This is a genomic window from Pseudomonas sp. BNK-45, assembly GCF_047456255.1.
Taxonomy (GTDB): Bacteria; Pseudomonadota; Gammaproteobacteria; order Pseudomonadales; family Pseudomonadaceae; genus Aquipseudomonas.
Genome location: NZ_CP179909.1, coordinates 5082355 through 5097214, shown reverse-complemented (window position 1 = coordinate 5097214; position 14860 = coordinate 5082355). Strand labels below are relative to the sequence as shown.

General features: G+C 54.4%; 17 protein-coding genes. 10 read left to right on the top strand and 7 right to left on the bottom strand.

The genetic code is table 11. The annotated features are described in order from the left end of the window. The first annotated feature begins 14 nt into the window (after nt 1-14). The 4 genes from ACMGG8_RS22945 to ACMGG8_RS22930 all read left to right on the top strand — a co-directional run bounded on the left by ACMGG8_RS22945 (nt 15) and on the right by ACMGG8_RS22930 (nt 3054). Nucleotides 15-944, top strand: coding sequence for a PoNe immunity protein domain-containing protein (locus tag ACMGG8_RS22945; protein WP_414158487.1), 930 nt, complete (start codon nt 15-17; stop codon nt 942-944). A gap of 149 nt (nt 945-1093) precedes the next feature. After that, nucleotides 1094-1618 (top strand): hypothetical protein, encoded by a 525-nt coding sequence (locus ACMGG8_RS22940; protein ID WP_414158486.1) that lies wholly within the window; start codon nt 1094-1096, stop codon nt 1616-1618. Between the two features lie 205 nt (nt 1619-1823). Continuing rightward, nucleotides 1824-2402 carry a HEPN domain-containing protein gene (locus tag ACMGG8_RS22935; RefSeq protein ID WP_414158485.1) on the top strand — a complete coding sequence of 193 codons (579 nt, stop codon included), beginning with the start codon at nt 1824-1826 and terminating at the stop codon, nt 2400-2402. Nucleotides 2403-2625: 223 nt separating this feature from the next. Further along, nucleotides 2626-3054 carry a hypothetical protein gene (locus ACMGG8_RS22930; protein WP_414158484.1) on the top strand — a complete coding sequence of 143 codons (429 nt, stop codon included), beginning with the start codon at nt 2626-2628 and terminating at the stop codon, nt 3052-3054. Between the two features lie 142 nt (nt 3055-3196). Here ACMGG8_RS22930 and ACMGG8_RS22925 read toward each other — a convergent pair whose 3' ends face one another. Next, a complete protein-coding gene (locus ACMGG8_RS22925; RefSeq protein ID WP_108542869.1) occupies nt 3197-3496 on the bottom strand; it encodes a hypothetical protein in 300 nt (99 codons plus the stop codon). A gap of 362 nt (nt 3497-3858) precedes the next feature. Here ACMGG8_RS22925 and ACMGG8_RS22920 point away from each other — a divergent pair, with 362 nt between their 5' ends. Next, entirely contained in the window at nt 3859-4137 is a 279-nt protein-coding gene (locus tag ACMGG8_RS22920; protein ID WP_414158483.1) for a hypothetical protein, read from the top strand. Between the two features lie 254 nt (nt 4138-4391). Here ACMGG8_RS22920 and ACMGG8_RS22915 read toward each other — a convergent pair whose 3' ends face one another. Next, nucleotides 4392-4928 (bottom strand): hypothetical protein, encoded by a 537-nt coding sequence (locus ACMGG8_RS22915; RefSeq protein WP_414158482.1) that lies wholly within the window; start codon nt 4926-4928, stop codon nt 4392-4394. Nucleotides 4929-6142: 1214 nt separating this feature from the next. Between ACMGG8_RS22915 and ACMGG8_RS22910 the strand changes: the two genes are divergently transcribed. The 4 genes from ACMGG8_RS22910 to ACMGG8_RS22895 all read left to right on the top strand — a co-directional run bounded on the left by ACMGG8_RS22910 (nt 6143) and on the right by ACMGG8_RS22895 (nt 8961). After that, complete coding sequence (locus ACMGG8_RS22910; protein WP_414158481.1) at nt 6143-6556, top strand: hypothetical protein; 414 nt, start codon at nt 6143-6145, stop codon at nt 6554-6556. Nucleotides 6557-6711: 155 nt separating this feature from the next. Further along, a complete protein-coding gene (locus ACMGG8_RS22905) occupies nt 6712-6897 on the top strand; it encodes a hypothetical protein (protein WP_108542875.1) in 186 nt (61 codons plus the stop codon). A gap of 229 nt (nt 6898-7126) precedes the next feature. After that, nucleotides 7127-8572, top strand: coding sequence for a PAAR domain-containing protein (locus tag ACMGG8_RS22900; protein ID WP_414158480.1), 1446 nt, complete (start codon nt 7127-7129; stop codon nt 8570-8572). Beyond that, nucleotides 8569-8961 carry a hypothetical protein gene (locus tag ACMGG8_RS22895; protein ID WP_108542877.1) on the top strand — a complete coding sequence of 131 codons (393 nt, stop codon included), beginning with the start codon at nt 8569-8571 and terminating at the stop codon, nt 8959-8961. Before ACMGG8_RS22900 ends, ACMGG8_RS22895 begins: the two co-directional genes overlap by 4 nt. Nucleotides 8962-9527: 566 nt before the next feature. Here ACMGG8_RS22895 and ACMGG8_RS22890 read toward each other — a convergent pair. From ACMGG8_RS22890 to ACMGG8_RS22875, 4 genes are all read right to left on the bottom strand, one after another. Continuing rightward, nucleotides 9528-10088, bottom strand: a complete 561-nt coding sequence (locus ACMGG8_RS22890; RefSeq protein WP_414158479.1) for a hypothetical protein — start codon at nt 10086-10088, stop codon at nt 9528-9530. Nucleotides 10089-10283: 195 nt separating this feature from the next. Then, on the bottom strand, nt 10284-10943 hold the full coding sequence (locus ACMGG8_RS22885) for a hypothetical protein (protein ID WP_060838673.1): 660 nt from the start codon (nt 10941-10943) through the stop codon (nt 10284-10286). A 242-nt stretch (nt 10944-11185) separates the two neighbouring features. Continuing rightward, a complete protein-coding gene (locus ACMGG8_RS22880; RefSeq protein WP_414158478.1) occupies nt 11186-12085 on the bottom strand; it encodes a DMT family transporter in 900 nt (299 codons plus the stop codon). A gap of 429 nt (nt 12086-12514) precedes the next feature. Further along, nucleotides 12515-13594, bottom strand: a complete 1080-nt coding sequence (locus ACMGG8_RS22875) for an SDR family oxidoreductase (protein ID WP_060838675.1) — start codon at nt 13592-13594, stop codon at nt 12515-12517. A 74-nt stretch (nt 13595-13668) separates the two neighbouring features. On the opposite strand from ACMGG8_RS22875, the gene ACMGG8_RS22870 reads away from it, so the two are divergent. Further along, complete coding sequence (locus ACMGG8_RS22870) at nt 13669-14058, top strand: MerR family transcriptional regulator (RefSeq protein WP_060838676.1); 390 nt, start codon at nt 13669-13671, stop codon at nt 14056-14058. A 152-nt stretch (nt 14059-14210) separates the two neighbouring features. Here the strand turns inward: ACMGG8_RS22870 and ACMGG8_RS22865 are convergent, their stop codons facing one another. After that, a complete protein-coding gene (locus ACMGG8_RS22865) occupies nt 14211-14639 on the bottom strand; it encodes a hypothetical protein (protein WP_082729224.1) in 429 nt (142 codons plus the stop codon). Between the last annotated feature and the right edge of the window lie 221 nt (nt 14640-14860).

Genomic DNA, 14860 nt, shown 5'->3' with positions numbered 1-14860 from the left:
AACAAGGACGAGCCGTGATCAAGGACAGAAGACAAGCATTCCTCAGCGACGCGCGCCTAGAGAACTTCTTCAGCAACTACCAGCACAGCGTGCAGTTCTTTGCCGAAAACACCTTTGAGGCCGACTCCGAAGCCCAGGAAAAGTCCCTCAGGGCCCGGCATTTCCAGAAGTGGATCTTCAAGGAAATCCTCATCCGCTACACCGCCGGCCACAGCATCGAGCTGTTGATCCCCCTGCTGGAAACCCTGGTGGACAGTTACGAACACCTGCAAAGACAACTGGCCGAGTACAACCAGATTCCGAATATCACCCCGTTGGCGATCGACGACTGGCTTGACCAGTATCAAGAGTGCGTCCAGGTATTCAGCCTGTGCATCCTGCTGCACCGCACCGACCTGCTCCAACGCTTCGTGGCCCTGATCGACCCCGCGGGCTACGCCGGGGACGACACCCTCTACGAAGACCTGCTGTGCAAACTGCTGCCTGATCGATATGACGTGGACCGTTGGTATCACGATGTCTACACGCCGCTGATACAGGCTATCTACGCCGACGCCCCGGCCGAAGCCAGCGAACTTCTGCAGCAATACTGTGACGACTGGTACCCCGCGTTCGAACAGGCGCCCTGGCACGACAGCCACCTGCAAGGGGACGAGGGCAGCTATTGCGGGTATTGGGCGTTCGAGGCGGCGGCCATCGCCTTTCTGTATGGCATTGATGACAGCGGGGTCGAGCACAGGGTCTACCCCAAGGATCTGGTGGCCTATGCGAGGAACCTTCGGCCGAACCACCCGAAACATGTAGCGCCGGTGGTGGCGGGGCAGCCCTGCAGCAAGGCCGGTTATTGGTTTACCCCGGCGCAGCCGGAGTCGCGGCGCTGCTTTGCACAGGGGGAAGTGATGCCGGAGTTTGAGGGGGGAGCGGTTTGGTATTGGGTGGGGTAGGGGTGGGCTGCCATTCGTTGTAGCGTTTTCCAACCCTTGTTTCTGGTCGAATGCAGAAGGGGCTGCTATCGACTCAACGGCATCGTCCTTGAGTGGCAGTTTTCGGTCAGCAGTGGACTGCCCCTCGTCCGACGTACATGAGGTGCTTAATGGATAGCCGCTATTGCTTTTCTCATACCAGAGCAGCCCAAGACTTGCACACGGCACGTTTGCTGGTGGGTAAGCGACTGAGCGCGTTGATGCATGACCAGTACTATTTCAACGGGGAAAGGAGTCTGGGATATGTAGGCTCTATTGAATGGCATTTCGGCGGACAAGAGGTGATATCCATGTACCTCTTGAGTGATGGTGAGAGTGTTGGGGCTGACATATATCCTATCAACACGCCTGTTTCCTTCGAGATAGAGCCTGGCGTGACCTGTGCCTGGAAAAGGGAAAACCTCCTTGCAGCGTTATCAGCGTCCCACCTCGAAGGCGAGAAAGTTCTCGAGGTCAAGGGCGTTCTCGATGCCCTCAATGGCCAGGTATCTCGGCTAGTCGGATTTAGGATCGAGTTTGAGTCCGGGGACTTCCTGATTTTTCTTAACCAGGGCGACGAGGCCGCCATGTTGGTCAATACGCTCCCGCCAGCATGCGTCGAAGTTGAAACCAGCTTTGTTTCCTTCATTCAATGAACGCTATGGGTTGAAAAGCTTTCTTGTGGTGGGCTGTTTTCGGCCAGAAGCAGACCGCCCGATACGTCTAAAAAATCAGCGGAGATTCACTTCCCTGTAAGGCTAGGTCAGAATCTTCTTGTCACGTCGGAAATTTCCATTCCTCCAAATGGACAGGGAACGTTCCAGCTAACACATAAAAATCCATTTCTCGGCAGTGCGAACCATGTCAATTATTCTCGATCTTGAATACACACCGCTCCACATCTTTAGTAAAAACCTAGTAAAGATAAAATACATCCAACATATCCAAAAAGACTTAATAGATAGCAAAACTAAAAGGCTCGAGCTAAAAATACAATTTCTGAATCAATCATACATATTTCAGCTGATCGCCTTCTGGCAAGTATTTATTGAAGATCTTGCAAGGCATGCCTTTCGGCAAGTCGAAAATTCCGAGGGGAGCAGTATATTAAAAACTATCGCGAAACAAAAATTCGACGAATCACTAGGTAGGTTCAATACGCCGAATACAAAAAGCATAGATCTTCTTTTCAAAGACGCATTAGGCATAAGTAAAATTTCAAATCATTGGCAATCGCAAGAATTAACAAGAGATGAAGCTACCTCAACACTGAGCACGCTTTTAGAAACAAGACATCAAATCGCTCATGAAGGCAAAACATTATTCCCACTTTCCTACCAAAACAATTTTGAAAAAATGGAAACGCTAATGAAGATCGCCGAACTTACCGAGTGCGCGGTTTTTGAAGAGCTAAAAAAAGCTCTCGGGAATGAAAAATAACTGTGATTCCATGACTTTCGTCAGCGCATATTAATGGCCGCCTTTGGCCGAAAGCTGCAACTCTGACAGGTAGCTTCCGGCCGGGAAGGGACATTTAGAACGGGAAGGTAATATCGTCGCATTTCTTCCCGGCTTGGCAATTCGCCGACGCGCTTTTACACACTCAGATCTGGGAAACTAGAGTTTAAAAATAAACTAGCCTCTTTTTTCTAAGTAGGTGCCAATGGTTACTCCCCTCGATCTTCATGGCTTTGATGTTGGATGGATCGCCACTGATACCATCGGGCAGGTTGCGCTTTTCACTACGGCTGGTCCGGGGCCGATTCCTGACTCCGCAATTCCCACCGTCGAGCACTCCGAAGAATGGGTCTGTTCATTGCCGGAGGTGTCCGATGTAAATCTGGTCACTTCCATGTCTAGCGCAAACGCTTTCGTTGCCTTTGCCAAACGTGGATTCTTTGCATATGACTGGTCGGACGTCCATCGCGATGCACACCAAGCCTTAAACGGATATGAGCTGCAATACCGTCCACTGAATCCATTAAGGCTTTACGACTTGCCTGCCCCTTTGCGGGCATTGGCTGAGCTTACCCGGCTATCTAGCGTAACGTTCGGAGTATCTATCGTAGTGATAGGTGATCAGATTTCTTAGCCATTGTTCGACGGTTAACGCTGTTTTGTGCCGATTGCTATCCGCCACGAAGGGCAGTTCAGAGTTGTTATCAGACGAAATCGAGCGTCTGCTTTTGGCCGGTAGCTGCCCTTTGCGAGAGGCACCTATCGGCCAGAAACGGTCATCCAGGTTGGGCGTCATCCGGGTTGATTTTGTCTTCGACGTCAAATCTACTCAACAATGCGGCTCCATCCGAAACACCAAGAATCTGATCAATTGCGGCTATTTTCTGGGTCGCACAGTCGAGTTGAAAGTCAGCATTGCTGTATGTAGCCTCCGCCTCATTGTGGAGTGCATAGGCCATATGGGCCGCAACACGGACGCTCATTGGAGCATCTACATCACTGCCCAGATAATCTGCAAGCAACGTCCTGATCTCTATCAGTGCAAGCGCGAGTAGCCTGTTTTGAGCAGTCTGCATAAAGGTATCCCGGGTATTACAACGAATTTGCGAACGGATTTCGCGAGATTACATAAACTTTCAGACTGTCAAAAGCGAAAGACCGTTATGGGTCGAAAGCGGCCATTGGTAAGAGGCTGCTTCCGGGCAAAGGCAGCCTGTCACAAGCTGATCACTGTATGTTTTTGAAACGATAAACCGAACGGTTTTTTACCCAGAAACTGTCATCGAGCAAATACCCCTTCTATAGTCCACCACGTCACCGCAACTTAAGTGACTGGTCATCGCGGGCCAAAAAACTATGGGCATAAATTTCGTCTCTTAGCCGATTCCATCTGGCTGTTTGACGGCGGTAAAGACTTGTCTCTCATGGAGCTTCACCAATGACCCGCACACATACTTGCAACCCCATCCCGCTCACCCGCAACGACACCAACCATCCCGTCCTCTACTTGGACGCCAACGCCTCGTTGGCCGATCTGTATACCTGCGCTCAGCAACGCATCGGCGCAGCCCGCAACCTGCTGGAAATCCTTGACTGCGCTTCTGGTCCGCAGGACCTCTCACAGATCCGCTTTGCTATCGGCCTGTTGCTCAGTGATGGCTTCGATCTGCTGCGTACCTTGGGTGATAGAACCTTGAAGCAGGCTGATCCTGCCTGAGCCCTGGTGGAGTAATGAAGCAACAAAAAAGGCGACGCAATGCGTCGCCTTTTTGCTTGAACGTGGCGCTTTCCAGCGATCGGCTCTGTGCCCGCTGTCCTGCCTCTGCCGTTGGCCTCAGATCCGCTCACTGACTTTTAAGAACTACCTTAGGGCTCCACCAGTCTGGTGGTGGGTGGCGCGGGGATAGCGGAGAGGCGGGTATCGGCCAGAACAGAGAAAGTCAATCTGCCCCTCTGCTCCAGTGCCTTGTTCTAAAAGTTGAAGCGTTGGTCAAACACGGTCTGCTCACTCACCATCACACTGCATTGGCGGGCCACTTCAACCGGCATCACCTTGCCCAGCAACGGCGCCAGCGACTTGTAAAACACCTTGTCGCAGGTCTCGTCTTTGCTGAAGGCTTGGGCGTTACCGGCCGCGTCTTTTGTGATCCGGCAGCCTGCCACCAATTCGCTGGGCAACTCGTTCAATTGCACTGTCTTCGAGCCGGAGCCCTGCAACTCGATCAGCTCGTTGCATATGCCCTTGGCCGGACCTTCCTTGATGGTTTTGGTAAAGGCGATGCGTTGGTAGTCAGTACCGATGAACAGCACCTGGTCGTTAACAGTGACTCGGTATTGTGAGGGTTTGAAGGCGATGGTCTTGATGCAGAACTGCGTCGTGACCGGTTTCCCATTGACCTCAGCGGTGGCCGCTTTACAACCTGGGGTGGCCTGGGTGAAGGAGGTATCGGGCGAGCTGACACAACCGGCCAGTGAAAGCAGACACATACCGAACAGCATTCTTTTCATGGGACTTCCTGTGCTCAAACACACCGCCTCCAGCAGGCGGCTCCGGACGCAGATCATACCAGCGACCTGTTGGCCAAAGGCGCAGAAAGGCAAGGTGGAACCTTGGGGCATGGTGATCCTGCGTAATCCCGGGTGAGTGCTGAAGAAACGAAAAAGGCGACGTATTGCGTCGCCTTTTTGCTTGAGCGGAGCACTTTCAAGAGATCGACTCTGTGTCGCTGTTCTGCCTTTGTCGTCGGCTCCAGCTTTGCTCGAGAACAGTTTTTTGAAGAGAGAAAAGTGAGGCCTTAAGTTGAGTGTAAAACGATCTGGTATCGGAGGGTGGGTGTTGGGTGCGAGGCGAGGAGATGTTTTATGCCCCTGGCAGACTTCTTTAAACGTTGATCCGTAGCCCCGAGAGTATTGAATGTATTCCATATGCCGTTTCTCAGCGGATACTTTTGGTCGCCGGCAGACCGCTACAACTAATCGCTATCGATCTGTAGCTGCCGGTCGACGCTACAAGGAAAGAGTTACCACAAGCCGTCTGCTAGTTACGATTAGACCTGCAGCCTACAGAAATTTCCGTCACCTACGCCTGCTTTGATGTGGGGCCATCTAGCGTGGGTGACCGGTAAAAGTGGATTGGGTAAGGTTGGGTCTTTTGAGGCCGTATTTCCTTTTTTAGGCTAGGCCAGGATTTTTCTATGACCTAGTACTATGATTTTGTTCGGGCTGATGCTTTTAGATGAAATTTACTGAGGCTGATCAATGATTAATATACGGATTCTGATTGGGGGGCTGCTAGCTTTGATACTGGCGAGTTGCACGATGGTTAGTGCGCCGCCGGGAACAGACGATTTTCCAGATCAAGAAATATCGTTTCGTGTTGCTGGTAGCGATGACGCTGTGCTCCGATACTTGCAGGATTATCTTGCAAATCGTAATTTGCCCTCGTCGGTTACACTGCGTAATCCAAAAACATTCGTTATCACGACGTATATAGAGGAACCGAGTCTCATTCAAGATCGCCGAATTCGTAGAACAGCATTTCGTTTTGGATTAACTAGTATATCCGGTGGTGCTGAGTCTGCATGTACTTTCGTAAGTGTTACATCGCTAACTAAGTCCCGTGGTAAGCGTGAAGAGTTGTGGTCGGTTCAAGATAGCGATCTTACGTATGTCTCTAGCGATTGGCGTGATATTAGTAGGCTATTTAAAGAGAGGGCGTGTAAATGACAAGGTCTCATGTAGGGCGTCGTATAATTCTTTTTCTGATATTGCTGGGCTTCATATTATCTTTCGTCGTTTTATGGTGGGTAGGTAGCGGAGATGCTATTTCGCCCGAGACAAACTCTTCGGCAATTAAGTTGCTGGTTGGGCACTATCTGCCACTGCTGGCGATTCTAGGGGGCTTCTATTTCTCTGAGAGATCCGTAGTCGATCAAGGTGGTAATACGTCTATCGAGACCGTTACGTTTGCGCTGATAATAGTAGGTCTTTGGGTTTTAGGTCCGCCCATGTTAATTGCAGTAAATTCGACGATTGAAGGGGCAATGCGTCTGATTGATTCTGGCGCAGTGATTGGTACCTCGCTCGTTTCCGCTTGCCTAGCTTTCTATTTTTCTAAAAGTGCTAAAGTTTCGTGAGGCAGGTTTGTTGTAATTTGAGCCAAGTTGAGGTGCAAAAAAATATCGGGGGATTATCAGATTTTTTGTGTTCGGGCCATTAATGGCCAGCCGTCAGACAGGCCTCCATTTCACCAGGTCGGCCTGTTAAATCGATCCCCGTAAAGAATCGAAAATTGATTCATGGCGCTGTTCCGGTCAAGAGCGACGCAGCCCGCAACCTGCTGGCAACTCTCGATTCCGCTTCCGGTCCGCAGAACCTCTCCCAGATCCGCTTTGCCATCGGCCTGTTGCTCAGTGATGGCTTCGATCTGCTGCGTACTTTGGGTGATAGAACCTTGAGGCAGGCTGATCCTGCGTAACCTCGATTGAGTACTGAGGCAATGAAAGAGGCGACGCAATGCGTCGCCTTTTTGATTGAGCGGAGCACTTTCCAGAGATCGACTCTGCGCCGCTGTCCTGCCTTTGCCGTCGGCCTCAGATCCGCTCGCTGACTTTTAAGAATGACCTTAGGGCCCTGCCCGAACTCCTGCGCTACGGTCCCCTGTCTTCCGGATGGGAGGCTTTTTCACTCATAGCGCAGGATGCCAAATGATCGCTTCTTCTCACCTGGGCGACAGCCATGTCTGCCCGCTGCCGGGGCACGGCACTACTCCCATCGTTACCGCTTCCAGCAACGTCATCATCAACGGCATGGGCGCGGCCCGGATCGGTGATGTCTGTGGCTGCGGCGCGGTGATTACCACAGGATTTCCGTCTGTGCTGGTCAATGGCCGGCCCCTGGCCCATGTGGGCAGCCTCACCAGCCACGGCGGCACCATCGTCAGCGGCTCTGGCGATACCTTCGGCGGCTCGCTTTTCGCGCCCGCCGAGGGCGCCGCCATCGTCAACTTCGCCACGTTGGGCGCGATCCGTGTCGACGGTTCGGTGGATGAGTCGCGTATGGCCACGCTGCTGGCCGATCCGGCGCTGACGGAAAAAGCCCAGGCGGCCAATGCGCTGGTCAGCCCGTTGGCTGCCTCTACGGCGGCCCTGCAGGAGGGCGTCGAGCCGGGGTTTCATATCGTCGAGCAGCCCATGTCCCGCTCGGCACTGGAGTCCATACTCTTCGCCACGCCCGATAGCGCGGTGCTGGAAAAGTTTCGCCGCCTCAACCCGCAGCTCGGCGACTACGCCAAGCCGGGGCAGTTGATCGTTCTCAGTGATCCGGCCAACGTCCAGTGCACCCGTGAGGAGGCCTGGCTGATGGAGGCGGCGGAGAAGGTCAACGCGGCACTGGAACCGATGAGCGATGAAGAGGCCAGTTTCCTGGCGCGCCATCGTGATCTGCTGGAGTCCTTTGCCTCCCAGGGATCGACCGCACTGGGCGTCGGCGCCGCGATCTTCGCCAAGAACCTGGAGGACGTGAAAGCCTCGCTGCGGGATATCGAGAGCCTACATAAACGTACCTTTGAGCGGCATGGGCATTTGCGTTCTGCCGAGTTTTTTGCCGAACGCAAAAGGTTGCTGTCGCAGTTGGATACTCGGCTGACTGCCTTTACCCGCAAGGGGATCGGCTTTCCCGAGCATCCCAAGTTGAAAACGGCGCTGGGGATTTCCAGTCGCAGCCTGGTGCATCACTGGAAGCTGGCAGGTGCGCCGGGGCAGATACCGGGGTATGCGACCCATATGCAGGGGGTGGCGAGGGCTGCGAAGTACGTGAAGTACGGAGGATGGATGGGGATTGGACTTGGGGGAGGGGCTTCATACATGAAGGCTCAGGAGGTATGTAAGGCCGGTAATGTTGGGGCTTGTGAACATGTGAGATTGACAGAGGGAGGAAGCTTTATTGGGACGGTGTTGGGAGGCGCGACAGCTGGCACATTATTGACACCGGTGGCTGGACCCATTTGCTTGGCATTGGGTGTACCAAGTGCTGGAACAGGGACTTTGATATGCGGGCTTGGCGTGGTGGGAGTCGGGTCTTGGGTTGCGGGTAGCTTGGGGGGCGCGTTGGGTGAAGGTGTGGGAGAGATAGTTTATGAGAGCAGTCGATGAGTAATGAGGTATTGCGCACGATATTCCTCTATCTGGGGTTGACGGAGTTTGGGGCGCTAATTGTCTGGCTCGGAGTTGGTTTGTATATCGCATATACCGATATGGATGAGATGCTTGAGCGACTTAAAAACTGCCCCGCAATCATGAATAGAGCTTCGCTCAAGCGCGCTGGGCCAGCGGGGAGGCTGTTTCTAATGGGGAGTGTTGTTGGAGTGATTGCCTGGCCTGCGATGTACATACGTGATGGGGGCGCAAGCATCGAAGATATCAATAACTTTCCACGACGCCTTGGAAGGAAGCTGGTGGTCTGGTACCGAGCAGGTGCAGTTCTATTGGGGGTTCTTCTTTTGCTGTGGTCTGTCGGTCAATACATGGGCTGGGTTAAGTGAGTGGTTGATGGCATTTCATCTGGTTTTGGCTGGCGCAGGGGGAGCGGGTGGGTCGCTACTTTCGCTTGCGGTCTTATAGTGGTGGGTACCGGTTCTTACACCGCAGGCATTATTGCCGGGGAGGGGGGAGAAGTGCTGGGGGAAGTAATTTATGAGAGCAGCAGATGAATTGGATTGAGGTGGCCTGTTACACATTCTTTATTGGCTTCGCCATCGTCCTGATCGGGATGGTTATCTGGATAGGCGTGAGCCTTCATCTGGCATACACACGCACGGATGAGATATTGGAGCTTCTGAAAAACTGCTAGGCGGTTATGAATCGTGCCCCTCTCAGGTACGGAGGGCCTTGGGGGAAGTTGTTACTTATAGGTGGTATATCGGGGATTGTTGCTTTTCCAAGTATATACCTTAAGCATGGCGGGGTTAGTGTCGAGAATTTAAAAAATTTCCTGTTCAGCTTAAAAGGAAGTTGGCTGTACTGCAGTGGTGCGTGATAGGACTGCTTGTAATGATGTGCGTTTTGGTTGCTGGTATGAAAATTTTAGTCCCTGATCGAACAAAACTCGTTAGCGCGTTGTACATTGACCTTCCTGAAGGAAATCTTTTAACGCAGCCTGATAAATAGTTAATGGTTGATTCTCGGTGCTGAGCAGGGCGAATGGAATTGCTGTCAGGTGTGAAAATGACGTTGCACTTATTGAGTAGGTTTTCTGTCTGCAAACGCCGTGGTTGTTATTCAGTGTGAAGTCGAAGGTGAATAGACCTGGTCTGGTACACCAGCTAGGAATCAGGCCAAGACTTAAGCCTGTTAAGTAATCTTGTGTGCAAGCTCCTCCGAATGAATACTCTGAGATTTTTATTTCTAATTCAGGGGTGAGTGAGGGTGTGAGCTTTGAACTATTGTCTTGTGCATTTGGAATGATTTTTCGCGTCGCCTCGTATGCGCTCTTTCCTAAACGACTGTTTTTCCATGGAGAGTTGGTTTCATAAGTGAAGTGGGAGATGGTTTCTTTTGTTTTGGGTTCGAGGTGTTCATTGATTGGCGGCGTGGACGTATATGTTGTGCAGCCGGAGCCCACCATGGCAAAGCAGATAACAACCAAGCTGTTAATTATCAAATGACGCATCCTGAGCTTTCCCTGGCTGTAAGCTGTCCGATATTTATTGTGGGCTATACATTGGCTACGTCAGGTTGATCCTGAGTCACCGCGACTGAGTTGTGCCGATACGAAAAAAGGCGACGCACTGCGTCGCCTTTTTACTTGAGCGGGGCGCTTGCAAAAAAACGCGCGGTGCCCGCTGTTTTGCCTCTATCGTCGATCTCAGCAGCCGGAAGCCTTGAGCCCGGTGCCGATGGTGACCGCGTTGACCTGCACCTTCTCAAAGGCCTTCTGCGCGACGGCGTCGTATTTCTGGTCGCAGTTGAAGCGAGTCTCCATCACGTAGTCTTCGCCCTCAGCTTTGCGCATCTGCGCTTCCCACTGGTTGGCGGCGTCGAGCGCGGGATCCGAGGCCAGGACCACCTCCAGCAGTACCTCTCTGAAACCTATGGCACGGGGGCCTTCCCAGTGGGCATAGACGGAAGGGTCGGCGGCGTTGCCGCACATGCTCAGGCAACTGGCGCTGTAGCTCAGGCCACCACCGGACGATTCGGTGAACGCGCCGACGGTGAGCGGCTTGCCGGGAGCAGGGGCGAAGGTGTCGACGAACTGGGTCAGGTCGGCCTGGCATTTGGGCGTCAGTTCCATGCGCAGTTTGCTGACTTTGCCGCCTTCTATGGTGGCGGTGATGTTGCAGCCCTGGACTTTGAAGCTGTGCTCATCGCCGAAGGACTCTCGAGGGATTCCGGCGACGGATTCAAAGTACCGCTGATTGGTGCCCAGCATCTCGCCGGTGAAGACTTCGGCCACGGAGGCGGCATGGGCAACGTCAACGGACAGGGCCAGTGTTGAGGCAAAAAGGCTAAGGATCAGCTTGTTCATGGGAGAGTCCTTTCAATCGGCGACCAGAGTCTTTGGTCATCTTCAAGTGGGTTGGGGGACGGGAGTTTAGCAGGCGTTGCTGCTGCGTTCCTTGGGCGGCTTGCTGATTTCTCTGTGTACCGGCCATGCAGAAAGAGTTGAGGCCTGGTGCATTTTCTCGAGGGAATACCGGGTATCCGGCAAGCCGCGACCCATCCGTTCAAGGTCACCGACCGCCAAAGCCATCAGGGCCCGCAAATAGCTCATTCGACAGAAGGCACCGAGGCTTTGCTGCCCAAGCGAATCAGTTCATTGGAGAAGCACAGGCCGAGGATGATCAGTGCCGCGCCTGCATACAGGCTTTCACGGGGAACTTCATTGAGCGCCACAAACGCCAGCAGCGCGGCGAACAGTGGCTCGGTCAACTCCAGCGCTTGCACTTGGGATGGCTTGAGATACTCGATGGCCTTGGTGGTGCAGAAGAAGCCCAGGATTGTCGGCAGCGTGGCCAGCGCCAGCAAGGCGGCGATCGCCAGTGGCGACAGTTCGCCCAGCGTGAAGCCGTCGGCCGCCGCCGGCATCAGCAGGTACAGGCCGGCGAAGAACAACAATTGGCGGGTGAAATGCAGTCCTCCCGACACCCCCATGCGCTTCATGGCAACCGAAAAGGCCCCATAGCCGCAGCCGGCCATGGAGGCAAGCGCCGCACCTTCCAGGGTAAAGCCCTGCTGCAGGTCGCCGCCGAATATCACCGAGATCCCGGCGATGGCCAGTGCAGCGCCAACGGTGGCATTCGCGGTGATGGGATCCCTGAGAAAAATGCGCCCCAGAATGATCGAGGAAATGGAAGCACTGGCCATCAGAACCACCACCACGCCCGCCGCCGCGTAGTGTCGATAGGCGGAGGTTTCGAAATGAAACAGCACAAAGATGCCAAGGAAGGCGCAGATTGCCGCTTGGACCCATTGGCTCGATTTCGCCGGGCGCTTGAGGAAAAACAGCAAGATCGACAGCAGCACGCAACCCAGTAGGGTCTTGATGACAGCGACACTGCTCGCGGTGAAACCATTATTCATGAGGACTTTGCTGAGTACACCGATCGTTGCGTTCAGTGCCGCAGCACAGAGTGCAAACATGACGCCTTTGCTGAAAGTGGATTGCATCGATGACGATCCCTGTCGCTGAATGGTTGTTCGATAGAATGCCGCCCGCATCGACGGCGCACAGTTTGAGTGGACGAAGATCCCAGCCATCCCAGCCGTGATCGGGGCATAAGCTCGATCCCCGGCAGGAGGTTGTCGAGCTTCTTGAAATGCCCGCAAGCAAGGCTGGAGAGCGTGGCTGGATCAGGTGGACGTTCACTTCCGGGCAGCGCGGTAAAGTCCTGCCCAAGTGGATGGCCGAGGCAATGGGCTGTCCGGCAAACGAGCTCTCCACGCCGCAGGCGATTATGCACTGAGTACTCCCTCTACGGGATCCACACGCCCCGACAAGAGCCGAATGTAAGCACCCTGGTTGCGCTCGCCAGTCGATCAGCCCCCATCACTGAGTCGAGGAAAGCTCATCCAACCGGTGTCGCCCCGAAGGGACAGTCAGCCGGCCTGGCCCTTGGCGAGGCAATGAGCGTTGACGAAGGTTGCAGTGTGCTGCAATGACTGACGTATATCCGGTTTGGCTATGCCATGCCTGCTAGCAAATTGCTCGACGGCTGCGGTATCAAAACGAGTGGTCTGGATGAAGTCCAAGGCTTCGGGTTGGGTATTCATGAATCGCGCGACGGGAGGAATGCTCAGTAGCCACTTCAGCAGTCGGAGCGAAACGTGATGCTTGGGAGACTTCAAGCCCAAAGGTTGTGCCACCTGCACCAACATTTCTCGCAAGTTGGGCGTTTGCGCATCCAGCGCCAGCAGTTCCTGGCCCGCCATGGCTGGATCAAAAGCACTCGCCGTCATCAGCTCCACCAGGTAGTCCACGGTGACCAGTGGCAGCCAGTGCCTGGCGGTACCGGGCACGGCCGTGAGCTTTCCCTGCACCAGGTTGCGTATCAGCGCCACCAGCGGCTGGCCATCGAGGATATGCCCCGTGCGGCTGTGGCCACACACTGTCGCGGGGTGGACAACGGTCAGCTCTCCGCCCTTGGCGGACATGGTCTCCAGGGTCACAAAATGCGCTTCCAGCTTGCTCGCCTCGTAACCACCGACATGCCGGTAAAGCGCAGGCCAATCGGTCCGCTGCGGATGGTGAGGATCGATGCCGATGCGTCGCAGGTGTTCATGATTTTGCAGCATGTAGCCGCCGATCATCACCAACCGGCTGTTTTGCTCAGCCGCCAGCAGCGCCACGCGCTTGGCTCCTTCCACGTTCACCGCACGAGACTGTTCCAAGGTAAGCCCCCAGGCGAAGTGGGCGCCCAGGTGGAAGACGACTCTGGCGTGCCTCAACGCTTCTCGGTCGGCAGGACTCAGCCCGAGCTGATCCCGTTCCAGATCGCCGGCCACGGCCAATATCCGGGAGGCGCAGCCGCCCAAATGGTCGACTTGCTCCCGCAGTGCCGCGAGTCGCTCCGGGCGACGCATCAACACCCGAACGGTGTGACCTTTTGCACTCAGGTGTGCCAGCAAATGTTGACCGATGAAGCCGGTACCCCCGGTGACAAAGCACTCCACGCTCATTTCCCTGTTCCTTGTTGAAGGTGAGAAACCAAGCGTAAACTATCGACCCAACTCTATGGTCAAGTGGTGTTTTCATGAAAATTGGTGAAATCGAGGCCCGCAGCGGCGCCAGCCGCCATACGCTGCGTTACTACGAGCAAATCGGCCTGATCGCACCGCAGCGACGAACGAACAACTATCGTGTTTACACCGCGCAAACGCTGCAGGACCTGGACTTTATCCAGCGCGCGCAAAGCATGGGGTTTTCCCTGGGGGAAATAGGCGAGATTCTCGATGCGCAGCGCAACAAGCTGATCGACTGTGCCGAGGGCGCCAAGCTCATTGAAAAAAAGATGGCCGAAATCAAACAGAAAATCGCCAACTTCCAAAGCATCTATCGGTATCTGGACGAAGAGCGTGCCAAGCTCGAAGCCAGTGCTGCCGAGCAACTTGCGCTACAGCGGTTGAACGACGCTTCCAGCTGAACGGCCCGCATCCAGGCATCGGCGTAGCCCCGCAGCAGTGCGTCATGCGCGGTCGACAGCAACAGGCCTGCCGAACCAGCACCTTTCCTGTGTGCTCAAGCCGGAAGCGGAGGTCGTGCTGGTTACCACAGGGCTCTGGCCGTAGTGGAGACCTAAGGTTTGGCCCGATCCCATCGACACTCCGCCAACCGCTGCACATCGGTTCCGCTCTTTTCTCGCCTGTCGATGTCGCCGTCGGCGTTCAGGTAGATATGGGTATGGGGCCATTGCGGGGTGATGCTGATGCAGTGATTACGCCCCGTGTTCTTGCTCCACCAGGAAAATTCCATGAAGAACTCGTCGTCGGGGAAGAGCACGCCATGATCGGTTGCGCCGCCTCCGGGAAGCATTCCTCCTTTATCAATCCGATCCTGGACATTCCAGATGTACCTGAGCTCATCCCGGCCGGCTTGGGAGTAGTGAACATTCACCCTTGGCAACGCGAAGTCCCAATGCGTGACCAGCCCAAACAGCAGCGGTATCCAGAGCAGCTTTACGTACCATGGCCGGCGCGTGCCTGCATGGAGGGGCCAGAGTTTCATCTCCATCCTTTGGGCGTATTTTTTTTGGGGGGCGTGGGTTGAGAGTGGAGACGGCAGTGTCGCAGCCGGTCGTTGTCCACTTCCGGCTGCTGGGCTGAATCGCCCTTAGCAATATTACGAAAAAATACAACGTTAAGACAGTCGATGAGTTGAAGGCTCTAACTAAAGGTGGCAGATCAACGACGCACAGGAATGATGGCGTTTTGAAGCATTCTGTAAGT

Excerpts from the sequence above, each read along its gene's own strand:
- ACMGG8_RS22880 (WP_414158478.1), bottom strand. The coding sequence starts at position 12,085 with ATGCAATCCACTTTCAGCAAAGGCGTCATGTTTGCACTCTGTGCTGCG.
- ACMGG8_RS22925 (WP_108542869.1), bottom strand. The coding sequence starts at position 3,496 with ATGCAGACTGCTCAAAACAGGCTACTCGCGCTTGCACTGATAGAGATC.
- ACMGG8_RS22920 (WP_414158483.1), top strand. The coding sequence starts at position 3,859 with ATGACCCGCACACATACTTGCAACCCCATCCCGCTCACCCGCAACGAC.
- ACMGG8_RS22930 (WP_414158484.1), top strand. The coding sequence starts at position 2,626 with ATGGTTACTCCCCTCGATCTTCATGGCTTTGATGTTGGATGGATCGCC.
- ACMGG8_RS22910 (WP_414158481.1), top strand. The coding sequence starts at position 6,143 with ATGACAAGGTCTCATGTAGGGCGTCGTATAATTCTTTTTCTGATATTG.
- ACMGG8_RS22895 (WP_108542877.1), top strand. The coding sequence starts at position 8,569 with ATGAGTAATGAGGTATTGCGCACGATATTCCTCTATCTGGGGTTGACG.
- ACMGG8_RS22935 (WP_414158485.1), top strand. The coding sequence starts at position 1,824 with ATGTCAATTATTCTCGATCTTGAATACACACCGCTCCACATCTTTAGT.
- ACMGG8_RS22885 (WP_060838673.1), bottom strand. The coding sequence starts at position 10,943 with ATGAACAAGCTGATCCTTAGCCTTTTTGCCTCAACACTGGCCCTGTCC.
- ACMGG8_RS22870 (WP_060838676.1), top strand. The coding sequence starts at position 13,669 with ATGAAAATTGGTGAAATCGAGGCCCGCAGCGGCGCCAGCCGCCATACG.
- ACMGG8_RS22865 (WP_082729224.1), bottom strand. The coding sequence starts at position 14,639 with ATGAAACTCTGGCCCCTCCATGCAGGCACGCGCCGGCCATGGTACGTA.
- ACMGG8_RS22900 (WP_414158480.1), top strand. The coding sequence starts at position 7,127 with ATGATCGCTTCTTCTCACCTGGGCGACAGCCATGTCTGCCCGCTGCCG.
- ACMGG8_RS22915 (WP_414158482.1), bottom strand. The coding sequence starts at position 4,928 with ATGAAAAGAATGCTGTTCGGTATGTGTCTGCTTTCACTGGCCGGTTGT.
- ACMGG8_RS22890 (WP_414158479.1), bottom strand. The coding sequence starts at position 10,088 with ATGCGTCATTTGATAATTAACAGCTTGGTTGTTATCTGCTTTGCCATG.
- ACMGG8_RS22875 (WP_060838675.1), bottom strand. The coding sequence starts at position 13,594 with ATGAGCGTGGAGTGCTTTGTCACCGGGGGTACCGGCTTCATCGGTCAA.
- ACMGG8_RS22940 (WP_414158486.1), top strand. The coding sequence starts at position 1,094 with ATGGATAGCCGCTATTGCTTTTCTCATACCAGAGCAGCCCAAGACTTG.